Raw genomic sequence first — 23,482 nt, 5'->3', positions numbered from 1 at the left:
CTGGCGGGGCAGGGGCGTCCAGGTCGTGCTGTGCGTGCTGTGCGTGGTGCCGGGGGGTGCCGCGGTCGGTCAGCTGCCGGTCGCGTCCTGCCAGGCCTTGACGTAGGTGTCGAGGTTGGTGTCGATGTCGGCCCAGTCCGGCTGGAAGACCTCGACGCCCTGGAGGATCCCGGCCAGCGCCTTGGCGTTGGCGTCGTCGGCCTTCACGTCGGAGCGCGCGGCGAAGCCGCCGCCGATGGAGCTGACCTGCTTCTGGGCCTCCTCGCCGAGCATGAAGTCCAGCAGCTTCTTGCCGTTCTCCGAGTGCGGGGCGCCCTTGACCAGGCCGCCGGCGTACGGCAGCGCGAAGGTGGTGGGCTTGCCGCCCTGGGCGGCCGGGAACCAGATGCCCAGGTTCGGCATCGACTTGGCCTGGGCGAAGTTCATCTGGACGTCGCCGTTGGCGACCAGGATCTCGCCCTTGTCGACCTTCGGCGCCAGCTTGCCGGTGGAGGAGGACGGGCCGACGTTGTTGGCCTGGAGCTTCTTGAGGTAGTCCATGGCCTGGTCCTTGCCGCCGAAGTCGTGCATCGCCTTGATGACGACCGCGGTGCCGTCGCCGGCGACGCCCGGCGTGGAGTACTGGAGCTTGTTCTTGTACGTGGCGTCCAGCAGCTCGTCCCAGGTGGTGGGGGCGGTCTTCAGCTGCTGCTTGTTGTAGACGAAGCCGAAGTAGTTGTTGACGACCGAGGTCCATGTGCCGTCCGTGGACTTGTCCGGGGCGGCGACCGTGTCGGCGCCCTTCGGGGTGTACTTCTCCAGGAGGCCCTTGGCGTCGGCCTGCTGGATGAAGGGCGGGAGGGTGACCAGGACGTCGGCCTGGGTGTTGGACTTCTCGCGGACGGCGCGCTGCACGACCTCGCCGGAACCGCCCTCGACGTAGCGGACCTTGATGCCGGTCTGCTTCTCGAAGTCCTTGAAGATCTGGTCGTACCAGCCGTCGCCGTTCTCGCCCTTGAGGCCGTCGGCGCTGTAGACGGTGACCTCCTTGGCGTCGGAGGCGGAGGAGTCGCCGCCGCAGGCGGTGAGGGCGCCGCCGAGGACGAGGGAGGAGGCGAGGACGGCGATCGGGGCGCGCAGGGCGCGACGGGGGACGCGGGTGACGCGGGGGACGGAGGACATGGCGGGACTGATCTCCTTGAGGGTCATCGGTAGGAGGCTTTGGTGCGGATGCGGGAGAGAGCGAGCAGGACGAGCAGCGTCGTGCCCATGAGGACCACCGCGAGGGCGGAGCCGGTGAACGGCGAGCCGCGGTCGGTGGCGCTGAAGACGAGGACCGGCAGGGGCAGCCAGTCGGGCGGGTAGAGCATCATCGTGGCGCTCAACTCGCCCATGGACAGGGCGAAGCAGAGCCCGGCCGCCGCCCCCAGGGAGGGCAGCAGCAGCGGCAGGCGGACCCGCCACAGCACGTACCAGGGGCGGGCGCCGAGGCTGGCCGCGGCCTGTTCGTAGGCGGGGTCGAGACGGCCGAGGGCCGCCGTCACCGACTGGTGGGCGAAGGCCGTCACCAGGACGGTGTGGGCCAGGATCACGATCGTCCGGGTGCCGTTGAGCAGCACGGGCGGCTTGCTGAAGGCGACCAGCAGCGCGAGTCCGGCGACCACCGAAGGCACCGCGACCGGCAGCATGAACAGCAGGTCCATCACCCGCCGGGCCCGGCGGCCCAGCGCGTGCGCGGACAGCGCGGCCCAGGTGCCCGCGGTCAGCGCCAGGACGCTCGCGGCGGCCGCGGTGGCCAGACTGGTCGTCAGGGCCTGCAGCGACTCGCCGCGCACGGCGGCGTCGTAGTGGTCCAGGGTCGGGCCGGACGGCAGCGCGCCGCTCCAGTGGCCCGCGAAGGACGCGGCCACCAGCACCAGCAGCGGCAGCGCGAACAGCGGCAGGAAGAGCAGGGCGAACAGCGCCCACGCGGCCCAGCGGCCGCCGCGGCTATGCACCAGCACGTCGGCTCACCGCCCGGTAGATGCCGTACAGCGCCAGCGAGACGGCGACGTTGACGGTGGCGACGACACAGGCCGCCGGGTAGTCGGACTCCAGGATCGCCTTGGTGTAGACGAGCATCGGCAGCGTGGTGACGCCCTTGGCGCCGGTGAAGAGCACGATGCCGAACTCGTTCAGGCACATCACCAGCACCAGGCTCCCGCCGGCCGCCAGCGCCGGCAGCGCGTCGGGGAGGATCACCTGCCGCACGATGCGCGGGGCGCGGGCGCCCAGCGAGGAGGCGGCCTCGATCTGCGCGGGGTCCAGCTGCCCGAAGGCGGCCAGCAGGGGGCGCATCACGAAGGGCGTGAAGTACGTGACCTCCGCGAGGATCACGCCCCACGGTGTGGTCAGGAAGGCGAACGGCCCCTCGGCGGCGCCGGTGGCGTCCGTCCACAGCCCGTTGGCCATGCCCGCCGACCCGTACACGAAGACCAGCGCCAGCGTGATCAGGAAGGACGGGAAGGACAGGAAGACGTCGACGAAGCGGGCGACCGCGCGGGCGCCGGGGAACGGCACGAAGGCGATCACCAGGGCGAGGACGAAGCCCAGCAGCAGGCAGCCGGCCGTCGAGGCGGCCGCGATCCACACGGTGTTGCCCAGCGCCCGCCGGAAGACCTCGGAGCCGAAGACGTCGCCGTACACGGCGAAGGAGTGCCCGCCGGTGTCGGGGGACACCGACTGCCACACCAGCAGCACCAGCGGGTACAGGAAGGCCGCCGCCAGTGCCGCGACGGGGACGCCCGCCCACAGCAGGCGGGGCGCCCAGGGGCGTGCCTCAGCCATCGCGGTCACCGCCCCCGGTGCCCGCGGGCAGCAGGACGGCGTCGTCGGGCGCGAAGTGCACGGTGACGGTGTCGCCGGGGGCGGGCGGGTCGCGCAGCTCGGTGACGTCGGCCATCAGCTGGTGGCCCGCGGTCTCCACCAGCAGGCGGTGGGTGGCGCCGCGCCACTGGATGCCGGTGACGGTGCCGGGCAGCGGGTTGGGCCCGTCGCCCAGGCCCACGGCGTGCGGGCGCACGCAGAGCGTGGCCTCGGCGCCGGGGGCCGCCTCGCCGGTGGGGGCGAGCAGGTCGTGCTCCGCGAAGCGGACCGCGCCGTCCTTGCCGACGGTGACCGGCAGCAGGTTGGCGTTGCCGACGAAGGACGCGGTGAACTCGGTGCGCGGGCGCCGGTACAGCTCCTGCGGGGTGCCGACGTCCCTCAGCCGGGCCCGGTCCATCACCGCGATGCGGTCGGCCAGGGTCAGCGCCTCGATCTGGTCGTGGGTGACGTACAGCATGGAGACGTCGGGCAGTTCGCGGTGCAGGCGCGCCAGTTCGGCCAGCATCCCCGAGCGCAGTTTCGCGTCGAGCGCGGACAGCGGCTCGTCGAGCAGCAGCACCCGGGGGCGTACGGCCAGGGCGCGGGCGATGGCGACGCGCTGCTGCTGGCCGCCGGACAGCTCGCGCGGGTAGCGCCGCGCGAACTCGCCCATGCCGGTCAGCGCCAGGGCCTGCTCGACCCGCTCGGCGGTCTCGGCACGCGGCACTCCCTGCGCCCGCAGCCCGAAGCCGACGTTCTTGTCGACGCGCATGTGCGGGAAGAGGGCGTAGCTCTGCACGACCATGCCGATGCCGCGCTTGTACGGCGGCAGCTTCGTCACGTCGCGGCCGTCGATCCACACCCGCCCGCGGGCCGGGGTGACGAAGCCGGCGACGGCGCGCAGCGCGGTGGTCTTGCCCGAGCCGGAGGGGCCGAGCAGGGCCATCACCTCGCCGGGTTCCACGGTGAGGTCGAAGGAATCCAGGACGGTGGTGCGGCCGTAGGCCACCGTCACGTCCTCGAACCGTATGCCCATCTCAGACCTTCGCCAGCAGGGCGGGAAGCGCGGCGACGGAGTCCAGGACGTGGGTGGCGCCCGCCTCGCGCAGCGCCGCCTCGTCGTGGGCGCCGGTCAGCACACCCGCCACGACGGGCGCGCCGGCGCGGACGCCGGAGAGCATGTCGTACGCCGTGTCGCCGGCCACCGCGATCTCGCGGACGGAGTCGGCGGCGCGGGTGCGCAGCAGCGCGGTGAGCACCATGTCCGGGTAGGGGCGGCCGCGGCCGCCCGCGTCGGCCGGGCTCAGGGTGAGGTCGGCGATGTCCTGCCAGCCCAGGGCGGCCAGGATCGCGTCCTGGGTGGTGCGGGAGAAGCCGGTGGTCAGCACCACGGTGCGGCCCTGCTCGCGCAGGGCGGCGATGGCCTCGGCCGCGCCGGGCAGCGGCGCGCAGGCGCCGGAGTCCACGAGGTCCGCGTAGGCGAGCTCGAACTCGGTGTTGGCGCGCTGCGCCTGCTCCTCGGTGCCGAACAGGGCGCGGAAGACGGAGATCTTGGACTCGCCCATGGTGCGGCGGACGTAGTCCAGGTCGGGCTCGGCGCCCAGGCGTTCGGCGGCCCGGACGAAGGCCCGCTCGACCAGGCCGTCGTCGGCGACGGTGGTGCCGGCCATGTCGAGCACGACGAGCGTGGGGGAAGTGCTGTCGGTCATTGCCGTTACCAGCCGATCTCGTTGGCGGTGTCCTCGCCGATGGCGGGGGAGCAGGTCATGCCGCGGCCGCCGGGTCCGGTGACCAGCCACATGCCGTCGGCGACGTGCTGCCGGTGCACCACCAGGGACGGGTCGGTGCACTGCGCGTACACCCCGGCCCAGCGGCGGCGCACGCGCGGCAGGGGGCGGCCGAGCAGCGCTTCCGCGGTGGCGGTGAGGTGGTCGTAGGGGTCCTCGGTGACGTCGAAGGCGAAGGGCTCGTCGTACTCGTGGGTGTCGCCGATGGTCAGCCCGCCGTCGAGGCGCTGCACCATGAGCAGTTGCATGCGGTGCTCGGCGGCGACCGGCGGCTGGGGCTGCCCGGCGCGCAGGGCGTCGAGCGCGGTGCCGGCGTAGGCGGGGTAGTAGCGGAAGCTGTCGGCGTCGGCGACCGAGGTGGTCAGCGGCTCGTCCAGCGGGTCGGTCTGCGCCATCTGCAGGCGGACCCGGCGCACCGGCAGTCCGGGGCCCGCCAGTTCGCGGACGAGTCCGGTCAGGTGGGCGCCGGTGGCCAGCACGACGGTGTCGCCGTGGTGGGTGTCGCCGTGGTCGTCGCGGACGGTGCCGGGCGCGACGTCGCGGACCTCGCGGCCGGGCAGGAAGGTGTAGCGGCCGGTGGCGGCCAGGTGCGCGCGCAGCGCGGGGAGGGCGACGCGGGACTCGACGGCCGCGTCACGCTCGCACAGCAGGGCGCCGGTGAACTCGCCGCGCAGCGCCGGGTTGCGGTGCCGGACCTCGGCGGCGTCGAGCCACTTCAGCCCGCGCGCGGCGGCCTCGGGGGAGGCGAGGACCTGATCCGCGACGGCGCGCTCGGCCTCGGTGCGCACCACGGTCAGCGAGCCGTTGGCGCGGAAGCCGACGCCGGGTACCCGCTCGCCGATGCGCTGCCACAGCTCGCGGGCGCGCTGCGCCGTCTCCAGTTCGGCGCCGGAGGCCCGGCCACCGACCCAGACCAGGCCGAAGTTGCGGACGGAGGCGCCGCGGGCCTCGGTCTCCCGTTCCAGGTGGACGACTTCGTGTCCGCGGTCGACGGCGTGCCAGGCGTGAAGGGTGCCGAGTGCTCCGGCACCCACGATCAGGACTCTCATGCGGACCACAGTCGTGCGGCCGGCGGGCGCGGTCGGGTCCGGTTTCTGAACCGGTCGTGAACGGACCCGCAATCTTGGACTAGACCCGTTATCTTTTCGTGACTTTATAGGCCCTCTGGAGGAGGGTGCAAAGGGTTCTCCGTGTTACGTACGGGACAAATGGGTCGTGAAACTGAAGCGGTCCCCGCGGTACAGCGACCGGACCCGCTCCAGCGGCGCACCCTCGGTGTCCCGGCTGTGGCGGTGCAGCAGCAGCATGGGCAGCGCGGGAGGGGTGCCGATCAGCAGCGCCTCGCGCGGGGTCGCCAGCACCGTCTCGATCCGCTCGTCCGCGTCGCCGAACTCCACGCCCACCCGCTCGCGCAGATACGCGTAGAAGGAGGAGTCCGGGTCGAACTCCACGTCCAGCCGCGGCACGCGCTCCACCGCGACATAGGTGCTCTCCAGGCCCACCCGCTCCTCGTCGGCGAGCAGGACGCGCTCCATGTGCCACACCGTGCCGCCCGCGGCGATGCCCAGCTGCCCGGCCAGCACCTCGTCCGCCGCGATCCGGTCGAGCGCGGTCAGATTGCGGCCCGGCACCCGCCCCTGGCGGCGCACGCCCTCGGTGTAGCTGGCCAGCGACAGCGGCTGCTCCAGCTTCGGGCCGGCGACCACCGTCGCGCGGCCGCGGCGGCGCAGCCGCCCCTGGATCAGCAGCTCGCGCAGCGCCTGCCGCACGGTCTCCCGTGCCACGCCGAACCGGGCGGCGAGCTCCCGTTCCGTCGGCAGCGGCACCCCCTCGCCGAGCTCGCCGAGCAGCTCCTCCAAGCGCGTCTTGACGACGAAGTACTTGGGAAGCCGGCCGTGCTCGGGGATGCCGGCGCGGGCCGGCGCACCCGCCTGGGTGTCGTTCACACGGCGAATCCTCGCAGATCGGAGCGGGGCGGACGGCCGCCGGTACCGGGCGCGGAAGGCGGCAGGGGGCGCCGCGCCGGGCGGCGTTCACCGGCCGATCACCCACCGGGGGGCGGGAGTTCGCGGCCGGTGCGCCGGTCACCTCCGGCGGCCGACCCTCAGCACGACCCCGCCCGCCAGCAGCAGCGCACCGGCGCCGATGAGGAGCAGGGCGGGCCTCGGGTCCTGGGCGGGACCGGTGTCGGCCAGGCCGGGCGGGTGGGTGCGGGTGCGCGGCCCGGCGGAGGCGGCGGGGGTGTCCGGAAGCCGGCTGCCTGCGGTCTCCCGCGGGCCGGGGTCCCCCTCGTCGCCCTTGCCGGTGACCGCGCCGCCGGGGCGGCCGGTGGCGCCGGGCTCCCGGCCGCCGTCGGTGCCGGGGCCCGCGCCGCCGCTGTCGCTGTCGCCGGCACGTTCACCGGGGCCCGCGCCGGGACGTTCGGCCGGGTGTCCTCCGGGCCCCTCACCGGGGCGTACGCCGGGGTGTTCCCCGGCCCCCGGATGCCCGCCGCCCGCCCCAGGGGCCGTCCCGGTGCCGCCCGGCGCCGGGCCGCCGGCGGTCTCCCGGGGAGTGCCCGGGGCTGTCGGCGGCACGGCTCCGGAGCCGTCCCCCGGCGGCGCGACGGTGAAGCGGTACGGCGCCGACTCGCCGACCCAGTCGCCGTCCGCGCCGCGTCGCTGCACGACGGTGGCCGAGGCCTCGACCGGCCCCGGCGGCGCGTCCGGGGTGAAGCGCAGCCGCAGCGCGACACGTACCGTGCGGTGCGCGGGCAGGACCACGCCGGGGTCGTGCTCGCCCACCACCGCGATGTTCTCGTCGTTGCCGGTGTGCGCCACCGGCACCGGCCGCCAGCGCGCCCCGCCGGACCGGCCGGCCCCCTTCGCGCCGCCCGTCGCGGACGTGCGGTACTCCAGGCGCACCTGGCGTGCGGTCAGCTTGCGGTCGCGGTCGACGAGGACGATGACCGGGTGCACGTCGCGCCGGGCCCGCCCGGTGGTGTTCTCCAGCTCCACACGGAACTCCCGCGCCGCGGCGCCCGCCACGAAGGCCGGTGGGCCGTCCTTCAGCCGGGCCCGCACGGGGAAGGGTTCACCGGTCGCCTGGGCCGAGGCCAGCACGACCGAGGCCGCCGCCATGGCAAGAGCGCTGCGCCACCTCATGGGCAGCGAAGCTCCCACGTTCGTACGCTCATATGCGTGTACGACGCGGGGCGGTCCCCGGCGGCTACCCGTACGGGCGGTCAGCCGCCCGCCGTCTGGCCGAACAGCGGGGCCAGGGCCAGCAGCGCCGCGCCCCGGGCGACCGCGTGCGCGCCGTCCGGGACGAGGGAGACGGGGACGGTACGGCCCGCCGACCGCCGCGTGCGGGCGTCCATGGCGGCGCCGACCTCGCGCCGGAACAGCTCGGGCCGCGCCAGTACGGTGCGCCCGCCGAGGACGACGCGGTCGATGTCGAGCAGCGAGACCAGGTTCGCCGCGCCGAGCCCGAGCAGCCGGGCGGCCCCGGCGTGGTCGCCGCGGCCGACGGCGGCCAGGCAGAGCGCCTCCAGGCAGCCGCGGTTGCCGCAGGCGCACCGCGGCCCGTCGAGGGCGACCGCCTGGTGCCCGAACTCCCCGGCGCCGGTCCGGGCGCCGCGGTGCAGCGCGCCGCCGAGGACCAGGCCCGCGCCGAGCCCGCTGCCCAGGTGCAGGCAGCCGAAGGAGTCCCCGGCGCCGGTGCGGTCCGGCGGCGACAGCACCGAAAGGGCGGCCGCGTTGGTGTCCTTGTCCAGGACGACGGGCAGCCCGAGGCGTTCGGCGAGCGCGTCGCGCAGCGGGTAGCCGTCCCAGGCGGGGAAGCCGGTGATGCGCAGCAGCGCGCCCGTGCCGTGGTCCAGCGGTCCGGGGGAGGCGACCCCGGCGCCGAGCACCGCGCCGTCCGCGCCCGGGGTGTCCGCGACGGTGGCGTGCACCAGGCCGGCGACCGCCCGCAGCACCTCGTCGGCGGGCCGGCCGAGGTCGAGGGGGGCGGTGCGGGCGTCGGTGGTCTCTCCGGCCAGATCGGCCAGGAGCACGGTGACCTCGTCGCGGTCCAGGTGCACCCCGACCGCGTACCGGGCGCGCCGGGCCAGCCGGAGCAGGGTGCGCGGCTTGCCGCCGGTGGGGGCGCCGCGGCCGGCCTCGTCGACCAGCCCGTCCGCGCGCAGCCGCGCCACGATCTTGCTGACCGCCTGCGGGGTGAGGCCGGTGCGGTCGGCGAGCTCCAGCCGGCTGATCCCCGCGCCGTCGGCGACGGTCGCGGTGCGGAGCAGCCCGAGCACCAGCGCGGTGTTGTGGCTGCGCAGCACCGGCAGGTTGGCTCCGGCGGTTCCGTTGTTCACCTGCCCATTGTCGGGCACGCTTGCGCTTTCGCAACAGCGTTGCTTAAGTGGGGCGCATGGCTTCCGCACCCCTTCGCGTCGCACTGGTCGGCTACGGCCTGGCCGGCTCGGTCTTCCACGCCCCGCTGATCTCCGCCACCGACGGCCTCGCCCTCGACACCGTCGTCACCAGCGACCCCGAGCGCCAGGCGCAGGCCCGCGCCGCGTACCCGGACGTCCGCCTCGCCGCGTCCGCCGACGAGCTCTGGAAGCGCGCGGACGAGCTGGACCTGGTCGTCGTGGCCTCGCCGAACAAGACCCATGTCCCGCTCGCCACGGCCGCGCTGGAGGCCGGGCTGCCGGTCGTCGTCGACAAGCCGCTCGCGGCCACCGCCGCCGAGGGGGACGCGCTCGCCGCCCTCGCCGCCGACCGCGGACTGCTGCTGTCGGTGTTCCACAACCGCCGCTGGGACAACGACTTCCTCACCCTGCGCGGACTGCTGGAGCGCGGCGAACTCGGCGAGGTGTGGCGCTTCGAGTCCCGCTTCGAGCGGTGGCGGCCGAACCTCAAGGGCGGCTGGCGCGAGTCCGGCGACCCCGCCGAGGTCGGCGGTCTGCTCTACGACCTCGGCAGCCACCTGGTCGACCAGGCACTGACCCTCTTCGGCCCCGCCGAGAGCGTGTATGCCGAGCGGGACGTGCGCCGTGCCGGCGCCCAGGCCGACGACGACACCTTCGTCGCCCTCACCCACGCCGGCGGGGTCCGCTCCCACCTGTGGATGACCGCCACCACCGCCCAGCTCGGCCCGCGCTTCCGGGTGCTGGGCAGTACCGCCGGTTACGTCAAGCACGGCCTCGACCCGCAGGAGGCCGATCTGCGCGAGGGCGCCCGCCCCGCCCCCGGCGGCGTGTGGGGCACCGAGCCGGAGTCCGCGTGGGGCCTGCTGGGCGCCGGCGACGACGTCCGTCCCGAGCCGACGCTCCCCGGCGACTACCCCGCGTACTACGCGGCTGTCGCCGCCGCCCTGCGCGACGGCACGGAGCCGCCGGTCACGGCGGCCCAGGCCGCCGCGACGCTGGCGGTCCTGGAAGCGGCCGCCGTCTCGGCCCGCGAGGGCCGCACGGTGCGGCTCGCGCCCCGCGCCTGACGGGGGCGCCGGTGGGGCGGCGCCTGCACCTGCACGCCGTCCGGGACGGCATGTGTACCGCCGCTCACCGGGGCCCGGGCCGCCACGAGGCCACCGGTGCTCGTGAGGGGCGAGCCCTCACTGACGGGCCCGCGGGCTGGACGCGCAGCGCCCGGGGGCGGCGCCTGTACCTGCGCGCGCGGTCGAGCAGTCGTTCCTCCCCGGGTTGCCGTCACAGCCGGGTGGTTCCGTCGGTGCTCCGATTGCCCGGCCCGCGGTGCACCCCTCACGGCCGCCGGCCGGGTGCGGACAGCGGACAGGTCGGCGGGTGGCGTTGTCGGCGGTGTGGTGCACTTGCGCGTCGTTCAGCGGTTGTTCGTCCCCGGCACGCCGCTGTGCGCGACGGCACCGGGCCGGAGGCCGCAGCGGCGCCGGCGCTGCCCTCGTGGCCGCCGGTCGGGCGGAAGCGGACGAGGGCGAGGGCCGCGCCGACCAGGGACGGCTCCGGGTTGCTGGTCCCCGTGGCGCGGGCGGCCGTGATGCCGGTGGGTCTTGGCCCGGGAGGGCTGCGGGGTGCGGGTCGCGTCCCGCGGTTGAGGCGGGCGTCCGCGAGCTGCGGTTGCTCGCTGCTGTGCGCGACGGCTCCGAGATGCCGGTCGCCGCGGCGCAGGCCGCGGCGACGCCGGGGGCGCTGCCCTCGTGGCCGCCGGACCGTGGTGGCGCTGTCTGCGCACCGTCCGGGGGCGGCAAGCGAGCCCCGCGGTTGACGGCGGCCCGGTCGCCCGGCCTGCGGCGCGCTCCCCTCGCGGCCGCCGGCCGGGCGCTCCTCACCCTCGGGTGCCCGGACCGCGGGAGTGGTCCGGCGCGTCCGGGGGAGAACGATGGGCCGGCGGCGTTCCGCCCGGTTCGGGCAGGCGGGTGCGGAAGCGGACCAGGACGGCGCCGTCGGCGGTGTGGTGCACCTGCACGCCGTCCAGCGGTTCCTCCTCCCCGGCGCCCGCGAGCTGCCGGCACAGCCGGGTGGTCTCGGCGGAGGACGGCGGTTCCGGCGGCGCCCCGCCGTCGTGTGCGGACGGCTGGTCGTAGCCGGTGTCGGTGACGCACACCGAGCAGTGCCCGTCCTCCACGCCGAGCGTGACGCGGAAACGGCGTGCCCGGCCGTGCGTGACGACATAGCCGCAGGCCACCAGTACGGCCTGGGCGATCCGGGCGCCGGACGGGCCGCAGGAGAGGGTCTCCAGCGCGGCACGGCTCAGGCGTGCCGCGAGCGCGTCGCTGCCGGGTGTGCGGCGCAGCGAGCAGGTCCAGGAGACGTCGAGGGCGGATCTCTTCGGATCGGACAGGGACAGTCGTGAGGAGGCCGCGAGCTTGGCCATGGCCGGACCACGTCCTGTGGGCGTAGGAGGCTGCTCTGCCGGCGACCGGGGTCCCGGGCCGCCCTTTCCGCCAGGCTAGAACAGCCGATCTCGGCCCTGCCAGGGCGCGTTGGGGGCGCGGACGGGGCGCGCCTCAGGCCCCGGGACCCGTCGGTCCCGTCCCGTCCGGCCAGTCCGGCAGGATGGTGAAGTACTGGGTCAGCCGCGTCGTCCGCAGCGTCCGCAGGGTGAACCCGTCCCGGCACACCAGCCGTACGCGCCCCTGCTGCTGCTCCGCGCGGCGGCGCGCGCGCACCAGCGCGGACAGTCCGCTGCAGTCGATGAAGTCGACCGGCCGCAGGTCGACCACGATGTCGGGGCGGTCCGTCCCGGTGAGCAGGTCCAGCGCGGCGGAGACCCGCGGTGCGGTCAGCACGTCCACCTCGCCGTCGAGGGTGACCACCGTGCTGTCGCCCTCCGCGCGGCGGCGGACCGAGGCGATGGACGGGGTGCTCGTCAGGAGGGAGGTGTCGGACATGGGCACCACCCTAGGGCAGACGGACCGTCAGCTTCCCCCTTATGGCCAGGGCTTGACAATCGGCGACCGGGCGGGTCAGGGCGTGCCGTCCCGCAGCCGGTCGGTGTCGAAGCCGCCGGCCACCACGCGGGTCGCCAGCTCCGCCACGCGCATCCGGTGGCTGCGGGCGTACCGGCGCAGCGCGGCGAACGCCTCGTCGACGCCCACACCCCACCGCTCGGCGAGCAGCCCTTTGGCCTGCTCGACCGCTACCCGGCTGTCCAGCGCCCCTTGCAACTGCTCGGCCAGTACCGTCTGTTCACGCCGGGCGCGGTGCTGGAGCACTCCGACGGCCGCCGCGTCCGCGAGCGCGCGGGCCAGTTCCACGTCCTCCTCGGGCGGCTGCCCGGGGCCCGCGCGCAGCACGCCCAGCGCGCCTATCACCTGCGGGCCCCGGCGCAGGGGCACCGCGTACGCCGCGTGCAGACCGGCCTCGCGGGCGCGGGGCGCGAAGCGCGGCCACAGCTCGTCGCAGCGCGCCAGGTCGGGTACGACCGTCGTGGCCGCGCACCGGTAGCAGTCCAGGCACGGCCCTTCCTCGTCGAGGGCGGGCAGCAGGTCCGGGACCGCGCCGGAGGCGGCGGCGCGCAGCGTGCCGTCCGGGCCGGCGAGCAGCGCTCCCGCCGCGCTCGCGTCCAGCAGTTCCACGCAGGCCGCGGCCACGCGCCCGAGGTGCGCGTCCAGGTCGAAGTCACTGCCCAGGGTGTCGGCGAGCCCCACCAGGACTTCGGCGAGGCGGTGCGGGTGTTCGGTCACGACGTGCTCCCGCCATCGTCGGCCACGGCTCCGCCGGGATTCTGCCATGCCGGAGACCCGCGGCATTCGACAGGGAAAACGGCAACTGCCCTGTTCTGAGGGCACTTTGACGGCGCGGTATGTCAGGATTGACGCAGACCGGTCCCGTCCCGCCATCCAAGGGGGAGTGGATGCACGGAACCTCCACCGGCCCGTCGCGCAAGGCCGCCCGCGCGGCGTTCGCCGCCGGGCTGCTCGCGGCGGCCCTCGCCGGCTGCTCCCGCGGCGACGATCCCGCGGGGGCCGGACGGGACGAGCCCGCACGCCGCGGCACCCCCATGGCCGGCGCGCCCTTCTGGGTCAACCCGGACACCTCCGCCGCGCGTCAGGCCGGCCAGTGGCGCGCCGCCGGCCGCGCCGCCGACGCCGCCCTGCTGGAACGGATCGCGGGCCGGCCGGTCGCCGAGTGGATCGGCCCCGACGACCCGCGCGGCCGGGCCGAGGGCCTGACGCGCGCCGCCGAGGACGCAGGCCGCACCCCCGTGTTGGTCCTCTACAACATCCCGCACCGCGACTGCGGCCAGTACTCCAGCGGCGGCGCCGCCGACGCGGAGGCGTACCGCACCTGGGTGGACGAGGTCGCGGCCGGGATCGGCGACCGCGAGGCCCTGGTGGTCCTGGAGCCCGACGCGCTCACGCACCTGGTCGACGGCTGCACCCCCGGACGCTTCGCGCGGGAGCGCTACGCCCTGCTCGGCCACGCCGTCGACGCCCTGGGGGCACTGCCGCACACCGCGGTCTACCTGGACGCGGGCAACGCCGGCTGGGTGCGCGACCCCGCGCGGCTGGCCGATCCGCTGCGCCGGGCGGGCATCGGGCGGGCCGACGGCTTCGCCCTCAACACCTCGAACTTCTACACTACCGAGGCCAACACGGCCTACGGCACGCAACTGTCGGGACTGCTCGGCGGCAAGCACTTCGTCATCGACACGAGCCGCAACGGCCGCGGCCCGTTCGACGGCGGTCACGACGAGGCCTGGTGCAATCCGCCCGGCCGGGGTCTGGGCACCCCGCCGACCACCGACACCGGCAGCGAACTGGTCGACGCCTATCTGTGGATCAAGCGCCCCGGCGACTCCGACGGCACCTGCAAGGGCGGCCCCAAGGCCGGCCAGTGGTGGCCCGAGTACGCCCTGGGACTGGCCCGGCGCGCGGCGTCGTCCTGAGACACCGCGCGCCGGGCCGGCCGCCACCGGCGGATGCGGTCAGGAGACCTTGACCCAGCGCGCCGCGGACGGCGTGCCCTCCTCGTCGGTGACCACGACCATGTACCAGCCCGGCGGCACCAGCGACGGGTCCTGCGGCACGGTCAGCCGTACCGATCCCTTGCCGCGCGCGATGTCCAGCGCGATCGACCGCTGCTCGGTGTCGGTGGCGTGGGTGACCGCGCTCGGCCGGATGAGCCGCGCCGTGTCGATGTGGTCGGCGTACCGGGTCGGGAAGGTCATCGAGCCGCCGCGCTCCACCGACCGCGGGCCCTCGCCCAGCGAGGGCTTGGAGTCCCGGTAGAGATAGGGCGGGGTGTAGATCTCCACGCGCTGCTCGAAGAAGCCCGGCGTGGTGTCGGCCGCGTCCCCGTACAGCGGGTTCGAGCCGAAGACCGCCACCCGGCCGTCGGGCAGCAGCAGGGCCTCGGCGTGGTAGTCGCGTCCCACGGCCGGGTCGGCGGCGTCCTTGAAGACGTTGCGCACCGGGTCGTAGATCTGCGCCGTGAGGATGTCGCTGCCGCCGCGCCCCCGGTAGTCGCGGGAGCCGCCGGTGGTGAAGACGGTGTCGTCCGGCAGCAGCACGCTGTTCAGGTAGCGCGTGGGCTCGGGCAGGTCGGGGCCGTCGGTGTACGCGGGTCGGACCGCGTTCAGGTCCACCACGGCGGTGCGCGCGGTCGAGGACCGGGACTCGCCGACCCCGCCGCCGCCCAGCACCATCACCTTCTGGTCCTGCGCGGGCGCCAGCAGCACCGAGGCGGCCGTCTCCAGGTCCCCCGGGTCGCGGAGCCCGGCCACCGGGGTGAAGCGGTTGGTCCGCAGGTCCCACAGGCCCGGGACGCGGCCCTGGTCGGCCGGGCCGTAGCCGGCGTTGGCCCCCGAGTAGAAGATCTTCTCGCCCTGCATGAGGAAGAGCGCCGGGTAGGTCGGGAAGTAGCGCGTGGTGGTGTAGCTCCATGTGCGCGTCCGGGGGTCGTAGATCTCGTTCTTCCCGGGGACGACCTGGCCGATGTCGTCGAGGCCGGAGACCGACAGCACCCGCCCGTCGGCGAGCGTGACCAGGGTGGGGTACCAGCGGGCCTCGTTCATGGGGTCGACCGGGATGTAGCGTTCGGCGACCGGGTCGAACTCGTAGGCCTCCTTGATCCCCTGGAAGTCCTTCTTGTCCAGGCCGAGTTTGGTGGCCAGCCCGTAGAGGTTGTCCCGGTCCCGGCCCTCCAGGCCCCGGATCCCGTACTGGGCGGCGGTGTTGACGATCCCCGCCTCGCCCTTGACCAGCGACTGGACGAAGACCCGGACCTCGCTCGCGGTGACCGTGACCTTGCCGGTGCGCCTGTCGGTGGTCTTCTTCGCCCGCGGCACGGTGACCGGGAACTCCGAGCGGAAGGTGCGGCCGTTCTCGTTGTTGACGAAGACCGTGCCCTGCGGGAACGTCCGGGGCGCGTCCGGGTTCTCGTTCTTGATCAGCATGGCGCCGCCCGCCCGGTCCACGGCCTCCTTCAGCTTCTCGTAGCGGGCGGTGCCGCCGGCCACCAGCAGCCGGCCGTCCGGCAGCTGGGTGTGGCCGGCGCAGAACATGTCCTTGGGGGTGTCGATCTCCTTGAAGGTGTTCTTCACCGGGTCCCACAGGACGCTCTTGAACGACTTGGCCCCGAAGTTCGTCTCGTCATTGCCGGAACCCGCGATGAGCAGCACTTTCCCGGTGTGCAGCAGCGCGGCGTGGATGGCGTTGATCCGGTACTTCCTGGGGACGTCCAGCTGCTCCCAGTGGCCGTACGCGGCCTTGTACTCCGGCTGCTCGATCTTGTAGTCGTGGTAGGTCGAGGTGGTCCAGCCGTAGAGCGCGGGCGCGTTCATCCCGGCCAGGACGCTCACGGCGGTGCTCCCGATGGCGATCTTCCGCAGTCGGCGGCTCGGTCGGTAGGTCATCGGGCGGCGCTCCTGGTACGGGCGGACGACAGCCACCAGACGGCGACCGGCGCGGCGGCGAGCAGCAGCGCGAGCACCGCCCAGGTGCGCATCGCGGCGTGGGTGTGGCCGTTGAAGAAGCTCGCGGCCAGCGACCCGCCGAACACGAGCGTCCACAGGATGTGGGTGCGGAAGGTGGTCAGCAGCCGGTCGGGGCTGGCCGAGTCGCCCTTGGGCGTGACCACGAAGCGGCTCTTGCGGCGCAGCACGGCGTCGATCAGCGAGCGGGCGTAGATCGGCGCCGACAGCGCCGACATCACCATGCCGGCCGCTCCCGAGGAGCCCTCGGGCTCGTGCGGGCTGACGTTGTGCCGCCGGTTCCACACGTACAGGCCGATCTGGAGGGCCGCGGCGTCGCTGTAGAGCATCATCCAGACCTCGGAGTCGATCTGGACGCCGGAGGCGCCGAGCCCCAGGAACAGGGCGCAGCTGAGGCCGCCGAGCATCCAGTTGACCGCCGTCATCGGGTAGTAGACGACCATCAGCGTGTAGTTGAGCAGCCTGCCCGGGGACAGGGCGAAAGGCAGCCGCCAGAACTGCTTGATCAGCGTCTCGTAGGTGCCCCGGCTCCAGCGCAGCTGCTGGGTGAAGAAGTCGGTCCAGGAGGACGGGCCCTCCCCGACGGCGAGCACGTCCGGGGTGTAGACCGAGCGCCAGGTGCGGCCGGTGGCGGGATTGCGGTGGCGGTGCAGTTCGAGGCCGGTGGCCATGTCCTCGGTGATCGAGTCGTACAGACCGCCGATGCCCTTGATGGCGCTGATCCGCACGGCGTTGTTGGTGCCCACGAACATCGGGGCGCCGTAGGCGTTGCCGGCCCGCTGGATGAGGGCGTGGAAGAGGAACTGCTGGCTCTCGGCGGCCTTGGTCACCGCGGTGTCGTAGTTGCCGTACACCTGCGGGCCGACGACGAAGGCGACGTCGGGGTCGCGGAACCAGCCGAGCATCCGCTCCAGGAAGTTGGGGAGCGGGACGTGGTCGGTGTCGACCGAGGCGAAGAACGTGTAGTCGTCGCCGTGCGCGTCCAGCCAGGCGTTGTAGTTGCCGTGCTTGGTTCTCGCGCGGAAGGAGCCGGTGGGCCGGTTCCACTTCTCCACGCCCTTGCGGGAGAAGTGGTGCACCCCCAGCCGGTCGCACAGCCGCCGGACCTCGGGGTCGTCGCCCTCGTCGAGCAGCCACACGTCCAGCGTGCCGCGGTGGCGCAGCCGGATCGCGGCCTCCAGGGTGGCCCGCACCATCTCCAGGGGCTCCTTGCCCGGGACGAAGGTGGTGAGGAAGGCGACCTTGGTGCCCTCCTCGGGGACCACGGGCACCGGGTCGCGGGCGACGAGGGTCGCGTGCGCGTTCGACGTCACGTTGATCAGCCGGAAGAGCTCGATCAGGCCGATGGATATCAGCATCACCGTGTCGCAGGCGGTCATCCAGCCCGGCGCGTGCTCCCGGCGGGTCCAGTGCGCCGGCTGCAGCAGCCAGGCGAGCAGCACCGCGGAGAGCACCGGGGCCGCGCCGAGCAGCAGCGCCGCGCGGATCCGGTGCGGCTCCTCGGCGAGCAGGCTGCGGTAGCGCACCCGGTAGGGGACGCCGGGCTCCGGCTCGGTGAGCGGGCCGGCGAGTCTGCTGTAGTGCTCGTAGTCGTACCGGGGTGCCACCGCGCCGGGCCGCGGCCGGGACGGGCCCGGGCGGGTCTGGTGCGGGATGACGGGCGCGGTGCCGGGAGCGCCGGTACCTGGGTGGTCGGTGGTGTACTGCTGGGCGCCGGTCGGTGTCAGCGGCATGGGAATGCTCCCCCCGAAGCAACTGCGCCGCTCGCGCGGCGATGATGTCCCGGGCGTTGCGGCCCCCCGCCCCCCGGGGTGTACACGCGTGTGCGGTCCGCCGCCGGTCCCGCGATGCCGCTACGGCTCGTCGCGGAGGCGACCGCGCTGGGTCACGCCGGTGGCCCACCCCCTCGCCGGGGCCGTCTCCCCTTGGCCCCGCTCGGTCAAAGGCGCCGAAACGGACCTCCGTCCTCCCGTTTCGGGCAGATAGATTCCGTTTGGCGCTTAGATGTCGTGCGCCCCCAGCCTTCCTGAATGCCCGTCTTGATCGCAAGGTGGGAATAGAGTCGCTAACCGGCCAAATGAGCGATTTGGTACGTCTGTTCGGTCGTTCGGCCGCTCGGGCGACGCTCAGGAGCGGGCGACCAGCATGAGCAGCGCGTCGTCGGAGAGGCCGCCGCCGGTGTGCCGCAGCAGGTCCGCGTAGAGCCGTTCGACGGCCGCCTCCAGGTCGCCGGCCGACGCCGCGGCCAGCCGCGCCGCGCGCTCGGCCAGCGGGTAGAACGAGCCGTCCGCGACGCTGCGCGCCTCGATCACCCCGTCCGTGCACAGCACCAGGACGTCGTCCGGGCCCAGCGTCTCCTGCCAGGGCCGGGGCGGCAGCCCCGTCGCGAACTGGGACAGCCCGAGCGGCACCCACGGATCGGGCGGGTCGAGCGAGGTGACCGTGCCGTCCGGGGCGACCCGCAGCGGGGGCACATGGCCGTAGTGCAGCAGTCCCACCTGCCCCGGGTCGTTGAACTGGAGGAACAGCGCCGTGGTGAACTCACCCGGGGCCATGTGCCGGGCCACGCTCGCGTCCACCCGCTGCGCGACCCGGGTCAGCGTCTCCTCGTCGTACGCCGCCTCCCGGAAGGAGCCCAGCGTGACCGACGCCGTCTGCACCGCGTCCAGCCCTTTGCCGCGCACGTCGCCGATGAGCGCGCGCACGCCGTGCGGCGTCTCCACCACGGTGTACAGGTCGCCGCCGATCTGCGCGGTGTCGGCCGCCGAGACGTAGCGCACCGCCAGTCGCAGGTCCCCCACCACCGGCCCCGGTGGCAGCAGCAGCGCCCGCTGCGCGGCCTCGGCGACCGAGTGGACGGCGGCGAACACCCGCCGGCCCTGTTCGTAGCGCCATGCGATGTAGGTGCCGAAGAGCGAGACCACGACATAGGCGACGAGCTGCGCCCGCAGCAGCGTGCCGGTGTCCGGCAGGCGCACCTCGTCGTACGGCAGCAGCGCCAGCTGCGCGACGAGCCCGGCCGCGCCGACGCCCAGCGTGCGCCGCCAGGTCGTGGAGACGCTCGCCAGTGCGGGCGCCATGACCATCATCGGCGCGAGGTAGATCTGCGGGCCGCTCAGCCAGTCGCTCAGCGAGATGCCGATGATCAGCAGCAGGGGCAGCAGGATTCCGCTGCCGACCGGTACGACCGAATCGAGGACCCGCAGAGCGGGTCCGCCGCTGTAGGGCTTTCTCCTGCGTGACGACCTCACCTTTCGAACATAGACAGACAATGCGGGCAGTGGGAAACCCGGGAGGCGGCTGCCGCCGTCACGGCACGGGCGCGGCGACCGGGCCCATCCGGGCCAGCAGCAGGGCGATGTCGTCGTCCGCCGACTGCTGCAGGGTGCCCAGCACCAGGTCGCAGGTGTCCTCCAGGGACCGGTGGCGGGTCTTGAGCTTGAGGACGCGCATCAGCGCCCGCAGCCCCACGTCCAGGGACTGCCGGCGGTCCTCCACCAGCCCGTCGGTGAACAGCGCCAGCACGGCCCCCTCGGCGAGCTCCCGCTCCACCATGCGGAATCCGATTCCGCCGACGCCCAGCGGCACCCCGTTCGGGATGTCGATCAGCTCGGCACGACCGCCGGGTGGCACCAGCACCGGCGGCAGGTGCCCCGCGGTGGAGAACTGGCAGCGGCCGGTCCCCGGGTCGCACACCGCGTAGACGCAGGTGGCGATGAAGTCCCCCTCGGCGCTGCCGATGATGTCGTCCAGGTGCCGCAGCAGCTCGTTCGGCGCCAGGTCGAGCTGGGCGAAGGCCCGGGTGGCGGTGCGCAGCTGCCCCATGATCGCGGCGGCGCGCAGGCCCTTGCCCATCACGTCGCCGACGATCAGGCCCACTTTGCCGTCCTTGAGCGGCAGGACGTCGAACCAGTCCCCGCCGACCTCCCGGACCGCGGGTATGTAGCGGGTGGCCATCTCCATCCCGTCCACCGTCGGCGGCTCGTGCGGGAGCAGGCTCCGCTGGAGGGTGAGGGCGGCCAGCCGCTCGCCCGCGTACAGCCGCGCGTTGTCGATGGATATCGCGGCCCGGGCCGCCAGCTCCACCGCCAGGGTGCGGTCCTGGTCGTCGAAGGGCTTCTGGTTGCGGGTGCGGTAGAGGCCGATCACACCGAGCACCTCGCCGCGCGCTATGAGCGGCGCGGCCAGGTACGAGTGCACCCCGGCCCGGCGCAGCAGCGCGGCGGCCCGGTCGTCGCGGGCGATCCGGCGCAGCATGCGGCTGCTCACCCGGTGCACCACCACCGGCTGCCCCTCCCGCACCGCCCGGGTGATCAGCCGGTCGGTCGGGTACGAGGCCGGCTCGCCCACCGGGTCGACGGCCCCGATCGCCTCGCCGGCGTCGGCCGCGGTGACGGCCAGGGCCCGGAATTCGGCGGTCTCGCCGGAGGCCACCCGGGACACCGTCTCGCCGCGCATCACCGAGTCCAGCACGTCGACGGTGGCGATGTCGGCGAGCATCGGCACCACGACCGAGGCCAGTTCCTGCGCGGTCTGCTGGAGGTCCAAGGTGGTGCCGATGCGGGTGCCCGCCTCCGCGATCACCGCCAGCCGGCCGCGGGCGGCCGCGATCTCCTCGGCGGCGTGATGCCGCTCGGTGAAGTCCGCCACCGAGGTGGCCAGGCCCAGCACCCGCCCGGTGGGGTCCTCGATCCGGTAGTACGAGATCGACCACGCGTGGTCCCGCCCCAGGTCGGCGTAGGTGCGGCCGACCGTCTCCAGGTCCAGCAGCGGCTCCCCGGTGTCCAGGACGCGCCGCATCGCCGCCTCGATGCCCACGGCGTCGATGCCCGGCGAGACCTCGCGCATGGTGCGTCCGAGCATCGACGCGGCCGACAGGCCGTACATGCCCTCCAGGGCCTCGTTGACCCGCACGATGCGCAGCTCGTTGTCGAAGACCGCGAGCCCGATGGGCGACTGGTCGACCAGGCTGCTCGACAGGCCCATGTCCGTCTCGACTCGGCGGACGGTCGTCAGATCGGCGCCGAGCCCCAGCGCGAAGACCCCGCCGTCGACGTCGAGCATGCGCATGTTGCGGAACTCGATGTCACGGACCGTGCCGTCGGCGTGCACGATGGGAAACACGCCCTGCCACACCGCACCCGCCCTGACCTGCTTGAACAGCTCGGTGACCAGTTCCAGCTTCGCGGGCTCCACCATGAGCAGCCCGGCGTTCTGGCCCAGCGCGTCGGCCGCGCTGTAGCCGAACAGCCGCTCGGCCTCGGGGCTCCACAGGACGATCCGGCCGTGCCGGTCGAGGACCATCGCCGCGACCCCGAGAAGGTCGAGCAGGCCTCCGGGCGAAGGGGTCCCGGGAGCTGGCCGGGCCTCCCTGTCCGTACCGGGCGGCGTTGCGTCGTGTGCGTGCATGGCCTCCTCGTAGGCCCGCTGGAGCCCCCGCTGGAGCCCCTGCCTCGTCGTTACGGCATATTTTCGCACCGAGTCCCCGAGGATGCCGCCTGTTGATTCGCGGGCACGACGAACGAAGGCGCCCCTCCCGGAGGAGGGACGCCTTCATGTCTGTGCGCCGCCAGGGACTCGAACCCCGAACCCGCTGATTAAGAGTCAGCTGCTCTGCCAGTTGAGCTAGCGGCGCTCACCGACAGAGAGGATCCTACCTGACCACCGGGGGTGCCCCCGACCACGTCCTCCAGCAGTGCGGGGTCGTCGTCCAGCCACCCCAGGCGGACCATCTTCACCCCGGCCTGGAAGCGGCTGTCGGCCCCTATCTGCTGCATCAGCTCCGCCACGATCCGCCGTACCGTCCGGTCGGACAGCCCCAGCTTGCGGCCGATCGCCTCGTCCGTCAGCCCGGAGGCCAGCAGCCGGACGACCTCCCGGTGCCGGGCGGCGGGCGCCGCGCCCACGTCGTCGGTGAACAGGTCCGACGCGGACGCCCAGCAGTGCTCGAACATCTGCCGCAGCACGCCGACCATCGCGGGGCTGCGCAGCACCATGGCGGAGCCGCCGGCGCGGTCGTCCGGCCCGAGGGCCGGCACCACGGCGAGCGCGTGGTCCACGATGATCATCTTCATGGGGAGGGTGGCCGCGGTGCGCACCTCGCCGCCGTCGTTCACGAAGGTCCGCAGGTGGGTGCGTATGTTCGGCACCGCCGCCGCGGTGGCGAGGTAGATGGAACGCTGGCGTACGCCGCGGCCGAGCGCCTCGCGGTTGCGGTCGTCGCCCAGGTGCTCCTCCTGCACACTCGCGTGCATGGAGAGGATCTCGGTGGTCACGGTGCTGGCGGCCTCGTCCAGGATCGCCGCTATCTGCGCGGGCTGTGCGGCGACCTCGATGCGTGCCTCGGCCAGTTGCCGGATGTGGACCGGTTGGAATTCGGCCGCCAGCTGACTCAGCGCGAGATGGGTGTCGGTGATGGCGTTCACCAGTTCATCGGTCCGGCGCCGGCCGCCCTCGATGAGTTGTGCCATCGCCGTCGCGGGGGAGTGCACCGACCAGCCGCTGCGCGCACCGGGGAACTGCGTGGCCAGGCCCAGGGCCGCCAACGAGTCCAGCGTCGCGTCCAGTTCGCCCTGTGACCAGCCGGTGAGCGCACAGACGCTTTCTGGTGTCCAGTCGGCGTCGGCGAGCGCCAGAGCGTAGAGTTCCTGCGCCCGGGCGCGCAGAAGGTCGTCGGTCACTGCTCGCACCCCCAATGCTTCACGTCACCCCCGGCTTCGATCAGGTTAAGGGTCGGCGCTCGCGTATGGACCCATCGGGGGCCATCCGGTCCCATGTGTCCGCATAGGGCCATGTCCGAATCCGGAACGTGAAAAGTGGAGACCCGTGGCTCGGCGTCCGACAGAATTCAGTCAGTCGTACGGTTCCCCCAGACCGGACCGACACCCCCTAAAGCACCACCCCAGCTCACACCCCCAGGACAGGCCTGCCATGACTAGCTTCCGTCGCAACGCCCTTCGTGCAGTTCTGGGCGTCGTCGCCGCCATTACGTTGGGGCTGATCGGCGCGACAACTGCCTCCGCGCAGCCTGCTCCAGGCGACATCGTCTGGCACACCGCCAACGACATCGTCTGGTAGCACCCTGGGCCGTCCCACAAAGACAACACCCCCCCAAGCGCAACAAACCCCCCAAGAGCAGTACCCCGCAACACCCCCCAAGTGCTACACCCCTCCCCCCACGCTGATGGGCCCGGCATACCTCCCCCCTCTTGCCGGGCCCTTCAGCACGCCCCGGAAACAGGGCGACCGCGGGCACCCGCCGAGGTGCCCGCGTTTTGGCGCGATGTCGTCGGTGCCGCACAACCGTGTGCCCCCGCGCCTCGCGGTCCGGAGGGAGTGGTCATGAGCACCCTCTCCGACCCCGTATGATTGTCCCGTTCGCACGCGCCGCTAGCTCAACTGGCAGAGCAGCTGACTCTTAATCAGCGGGTTCGGGGTTCGAGTCCCTGGCGGCGCACAGCACAAGGGCGCCCCTCCTCCGGGAGG

21 protein-coding genes and 2 tRNA genes are annotated in these 23,482 nt (G+C 73.7%); 5 read left to right on the top strand and 18 right to left on the bottom strand.

What is annotated here, in order from left to right; all coding sequences use genetic code 11:
- Positions 1-69: 69 nt before the first annotated feature.
- The 9 genes from ACIP64_RS08505 to ACIP64_RS08465 form a co-directional block, all read right to left on the bottom strand.
- Positions 70-1,188: a 2-aminoethylphosphonate ABC transporter substrate-binding protein gene (locus ACIP64_RS08505; protein ID WP_401583082.1), complete on the bottom strand. Its 1,119-nt coding sequence runs from the start codon at positions 1,186-1,188 to the stop codon at positions 70-72.
- Positions 1,185-1,982, bottom strand: coding sequence for an ABC transporter permease subunit (locus tag ACIP64_RS08500; RefSeq protein WP_401583080.1), 798 nt, complete (start codon positions 1,980-1,982; stop codon positions 1,185-1,187). The genes ACIP64_RS08505 and ACIP64_RS08500 overlap by 4 nt, the downstream gene beginning before the upstream one ends.
- On the bottom strand, positions 1,969-2,805 hold the full coding sequence (locus tag ACIP64_RS08495) for a 2-aminoethylphosphonate ABC transporter permease subunit (RefSeq protein ID WP_401583078.1): 837 nt from the start codon (positions 2,803-2,805) through the stop codon (positions 1,969-1,971). Before ACIP64_RS08495 ends, ACIP64_RS08500 begins: the two co-directional genes overlap by 14 nt.
- On the bottom strand, positions 2,798-3,859 hold the full coding sequence (locus tag ACIP64_RS08490) for an ABC transporter ATP-binding protein (protein WP_401583076.1): 1,062 nt from the start codon (positions 3,857-3,859) through the stop codon (positions 2,798-2,800). Before ACIP64_RS08490 ends, ACIP64_RS08495 begins: the two co-directional genes overlap by 8 nt.
- A gap of 1 nt (position 3,860) precedes the next feature.
- Positions 3,861-4,532, bottom strand: coding sequence for a phosphonatase-like hydrolase (locus ACIP64_RS08485; protein WP_401583075.1), 672 nt, complete (start codon positions 4,530-4,532; stop codon positions 3,861-3,863).
- Between the two features lie 5 nt (positions 4,533-4,537).
- Positions 4,538-5,659 carry a TIGR03364 family FAD-dependent oxidoreductase gene (locus ACIP64_RS08480; RefSeq protein ID WP_401583073.1) on the bottom strand — a complete coding sequence of 374 codons (1,122 nt, stop codon included), beginning with the start codon at positions 5,657-5,659 and terminating at the stop codon, positions 4,538-4,540.
- Between the two features lie 144 nt (positions 5,660-5,803).
- Positions 5,804-6,556, bottom strand: a complete 753-nt coding sequence (locus ACIP64_RS08475; RefSeq protein WP_401583071.1) for a GntR family transcriptional regulator — start codon at positions 6,554-6,556, stop codon at positions 5,804-5,806.
- A gap of 138 nt (positions 6,557-6,694) precedes the next feature.
- Positions 6,695-7,753, bottom strand: a complete 1,059-nt coding sequence (locus ACIP64_RS08470; RefSeq protein WP_401583070.1) for a hypothetical protein — start codon at positions 7,751-7,753, stop codon at positions 6,695-6,697.
- Positions 7,754-7,833: 80 nt separating this feature from the next.
- Positions 7,834-8,952, bottom strand: coding sequence for an ROK family transcriptional regulator (locus ACIP64_RS08465; protein WP_401583069.1), 1,119 nt, complete (start codon positions 8,950-8,952; stop codon positions 7,834-7,836).
- 56 nt (positions 8,953-9,008) lie between these two features.
- Here ACIP64_RS08465 and ACIP64_RS08460 point away from each other — a divergent pair, with 56 nt between their 5' ends.
- The gene (locus ACIP64_RS08460) at positions 9,009-10,079 is read left to right on the top strand and encodes a Gfo/Idh/MocA family oxidoreductase (protein WP_401583068.1); all 1,071 of its coding nucleotides are present in this window, start codon (positions 9,009-9,011) and stop codon (positions 10,077-10,079) included.
- Between the two features lie 806 nt (positions 10,080-10,885).
- Here the strand turns inward: ACIP64_RS08460 and ACIP64_RS08455 are convergent.
- From ACIP64_RS08455 to ACIP64_RS08445, 3 genes are all read right to left on the bottom strand, one after another.
- On the bottom strand, positions 10,886-11,434 hold the full coding sequence (locus ACIP64_RS08455) for a hypothetical protein (RefSeq protein WP_401583066.1): 549 nt from the start codon (positions 11,432-11,434) through the stop codon (positions 10,886-10,888).
- Between the two features lie 133 nt (positions 11,435-11,567).
- A complete protein-coding gene (locus tag ACIP64_RS08450; RefSeq protein ID WP_360906086.1) occupies positions 11,568-11,951 on the bottom strand; it encodes an STAS domain-containing protein in 384 nt (127 codons plus the stop codon).
- A 75-nt stretch (positions 11,952-12,026) separates the two neighbouring features.
- Positions 12,027-12,746: an ANTAR domain-containing protein gene (locus ACIP64_RS08445; protein ID WP_401583064.1), complete on the bottom strand. Its 720-nt coding sequence runs from the start codon at positions 12,744-12,746 to the stop codon at positions 12,027-12,029.
- 170 nt (positions 12,747-12,916) lie between these two features.
- Here ACIP64_RS08445 and ACIP64_RS08440 point away from each other — a divergent pair, with 170 nt between their 5' ends.
- Positions 12,917-13,951, top strand: coding sequence for a glycoside hydrolase family 6 protein (locus tag ACIP64_RS08440; protein WP_401583062.1), 1,035 nt, complete (start codon positions 12,917-12,919; stop codon positions 13,949-13,951).
- 39 nt (positions 13,952-13,990) lie between these two features.
- Here ACIP64_RS08440 and ACIP64_RS08435 read toward each other — a convergent pair whose 3' ends face one another.
- The 6 genes from ACIP64_RS08435 to ACIP64_RS08410 all read right to left on the bottom strand — a co-directional run bounded on the left by ACIP64_RS08435 (position 13,991) and on the right by ACIP64_RS08410 (position 21,951).
- Positions 13,991-15,919 carry a galactose oxidase-like domain-containing protein gene (locus ACIP64_RS08435; protein ID WP_401583060.1) on the bottom strand — a complete coding sequence of 643 codons (1,929 nt, stop codon included), beginning with the start codon at positions 15,917-15,919 and terminating at the stop codon, positions 13,991-13,993.
- Positions 15,916-17,730, bottom strand: coding sequence for a glycosyltransferase family 2 protein (locus ACIP64_RS08430; protein ID WP_401583058.1), 1,815 nt, complete (start codon positions 17,728-17,730; stop codon positions 15,916-15,918). Before ACIP64_RS08430 ends, ACIP64_RS08435 begins: the two co-directional genes overlap by 4 nt.
- Positions 17,731-18,123: 393 nt before the next feature.
- Positions 18,124-19,248: a PP2C family protein-serine/threonine phosphatase gene (locus ACIP64_RS08425; protein ID WP_401583056.1), complete on the bottom strand. Its 1,125-nt coding sequence runs from the start codon at positions 19,246-19,248 to the stop codon at positions 18,124-18,126.
- A gap of 58 nt (positions 19,249-19,306) precedes the next feature.
- Entirely contained in the window at positions 19,307-21,406 is a 2,100-nt protein-coding gene (locus ACIP64_RS08420) for a SpoIIE family protein phosphatase (protein ID WP_401583054.1), read from the bottom strand.
- A 153-nt stretch (positions 21,407-21,559) separates the two neighbouring features.
- A tRNA-Lys gene (locus ACIP64_RS08415) sits at positions 21,560-21,632 on the bottom strand.
- Complete coding sequence (locus ACIP64_RS08410; RefSeq protein ID WP_401583223.1) at positions 21,595-21,951, bottom strand: LuxR C-terminal-related transcriptional regulator; 357 nt, start codon at positions 21,949-21,951, stop codon at positions 21,595-21,597. The genes ACIP64_RS08415 and ACIP64_RS08410 overlap by 38 nt, the downstream gene beginning before the upstream one ends.
- Between ACIP64_RS08410 and ACIP64_RS08405 the strand changes: the two genes are divergently transcribed.
- The 3 genes from ACIP64_RS08405 (at position 21,940) to ACIP64_RS08395 (ending at position 23,453) form a co-directional block, all read left to right on the top strand.
- Positions 21,940-22,575, top strand: coding sequence for a hypothetical protein (locus ACIP64_RS08405; RefSeq protein ID WP_401583052.1), 636 nt, complete (start codon positions 21,940-21,942; stop codon positions 22,573-22,575). The two genes, ACIP64_RS08410 and ACIP64_RS08405, sit on opposite strands and share 12 nt — an antisense overlap.
- A gap of 352 nt (positions 22,576-22,927) precedes the next feature.
- Positions 22,928-23,074, top strand: coding sequence for a hypothetical protein (locus ACIP64_RS08400; RefSeq protein ID WP_401583050.1), 147 nt, complete (start codon positions 22,928-22,930; stop codon positions 23,072-23,074).
- Between the two features lie 306 nt (positions 23,075-23,380).
- Positions 23,381-23,453, top strand: a tRNA-Lys gene (locus ACIP64_RS08395).
- The last annotated feature ends 29 nt before the right edge of the window (positions 23,454-23,482 follow it).

Source organism: Streptomyces sp. NPDC088733 (genome assembly GCF_044751185.1).
Lineage (GTDB): Bacteria > Actinomycetota > Actinomycetes > Streptomycetales > Streptomycetaceae > Actinacidiphila.
The sequence above is the reverse complement of the archived record's forward strand: the minus strand, read 5'-3'. Positions and strand labels throughout refer to the sequence as shown.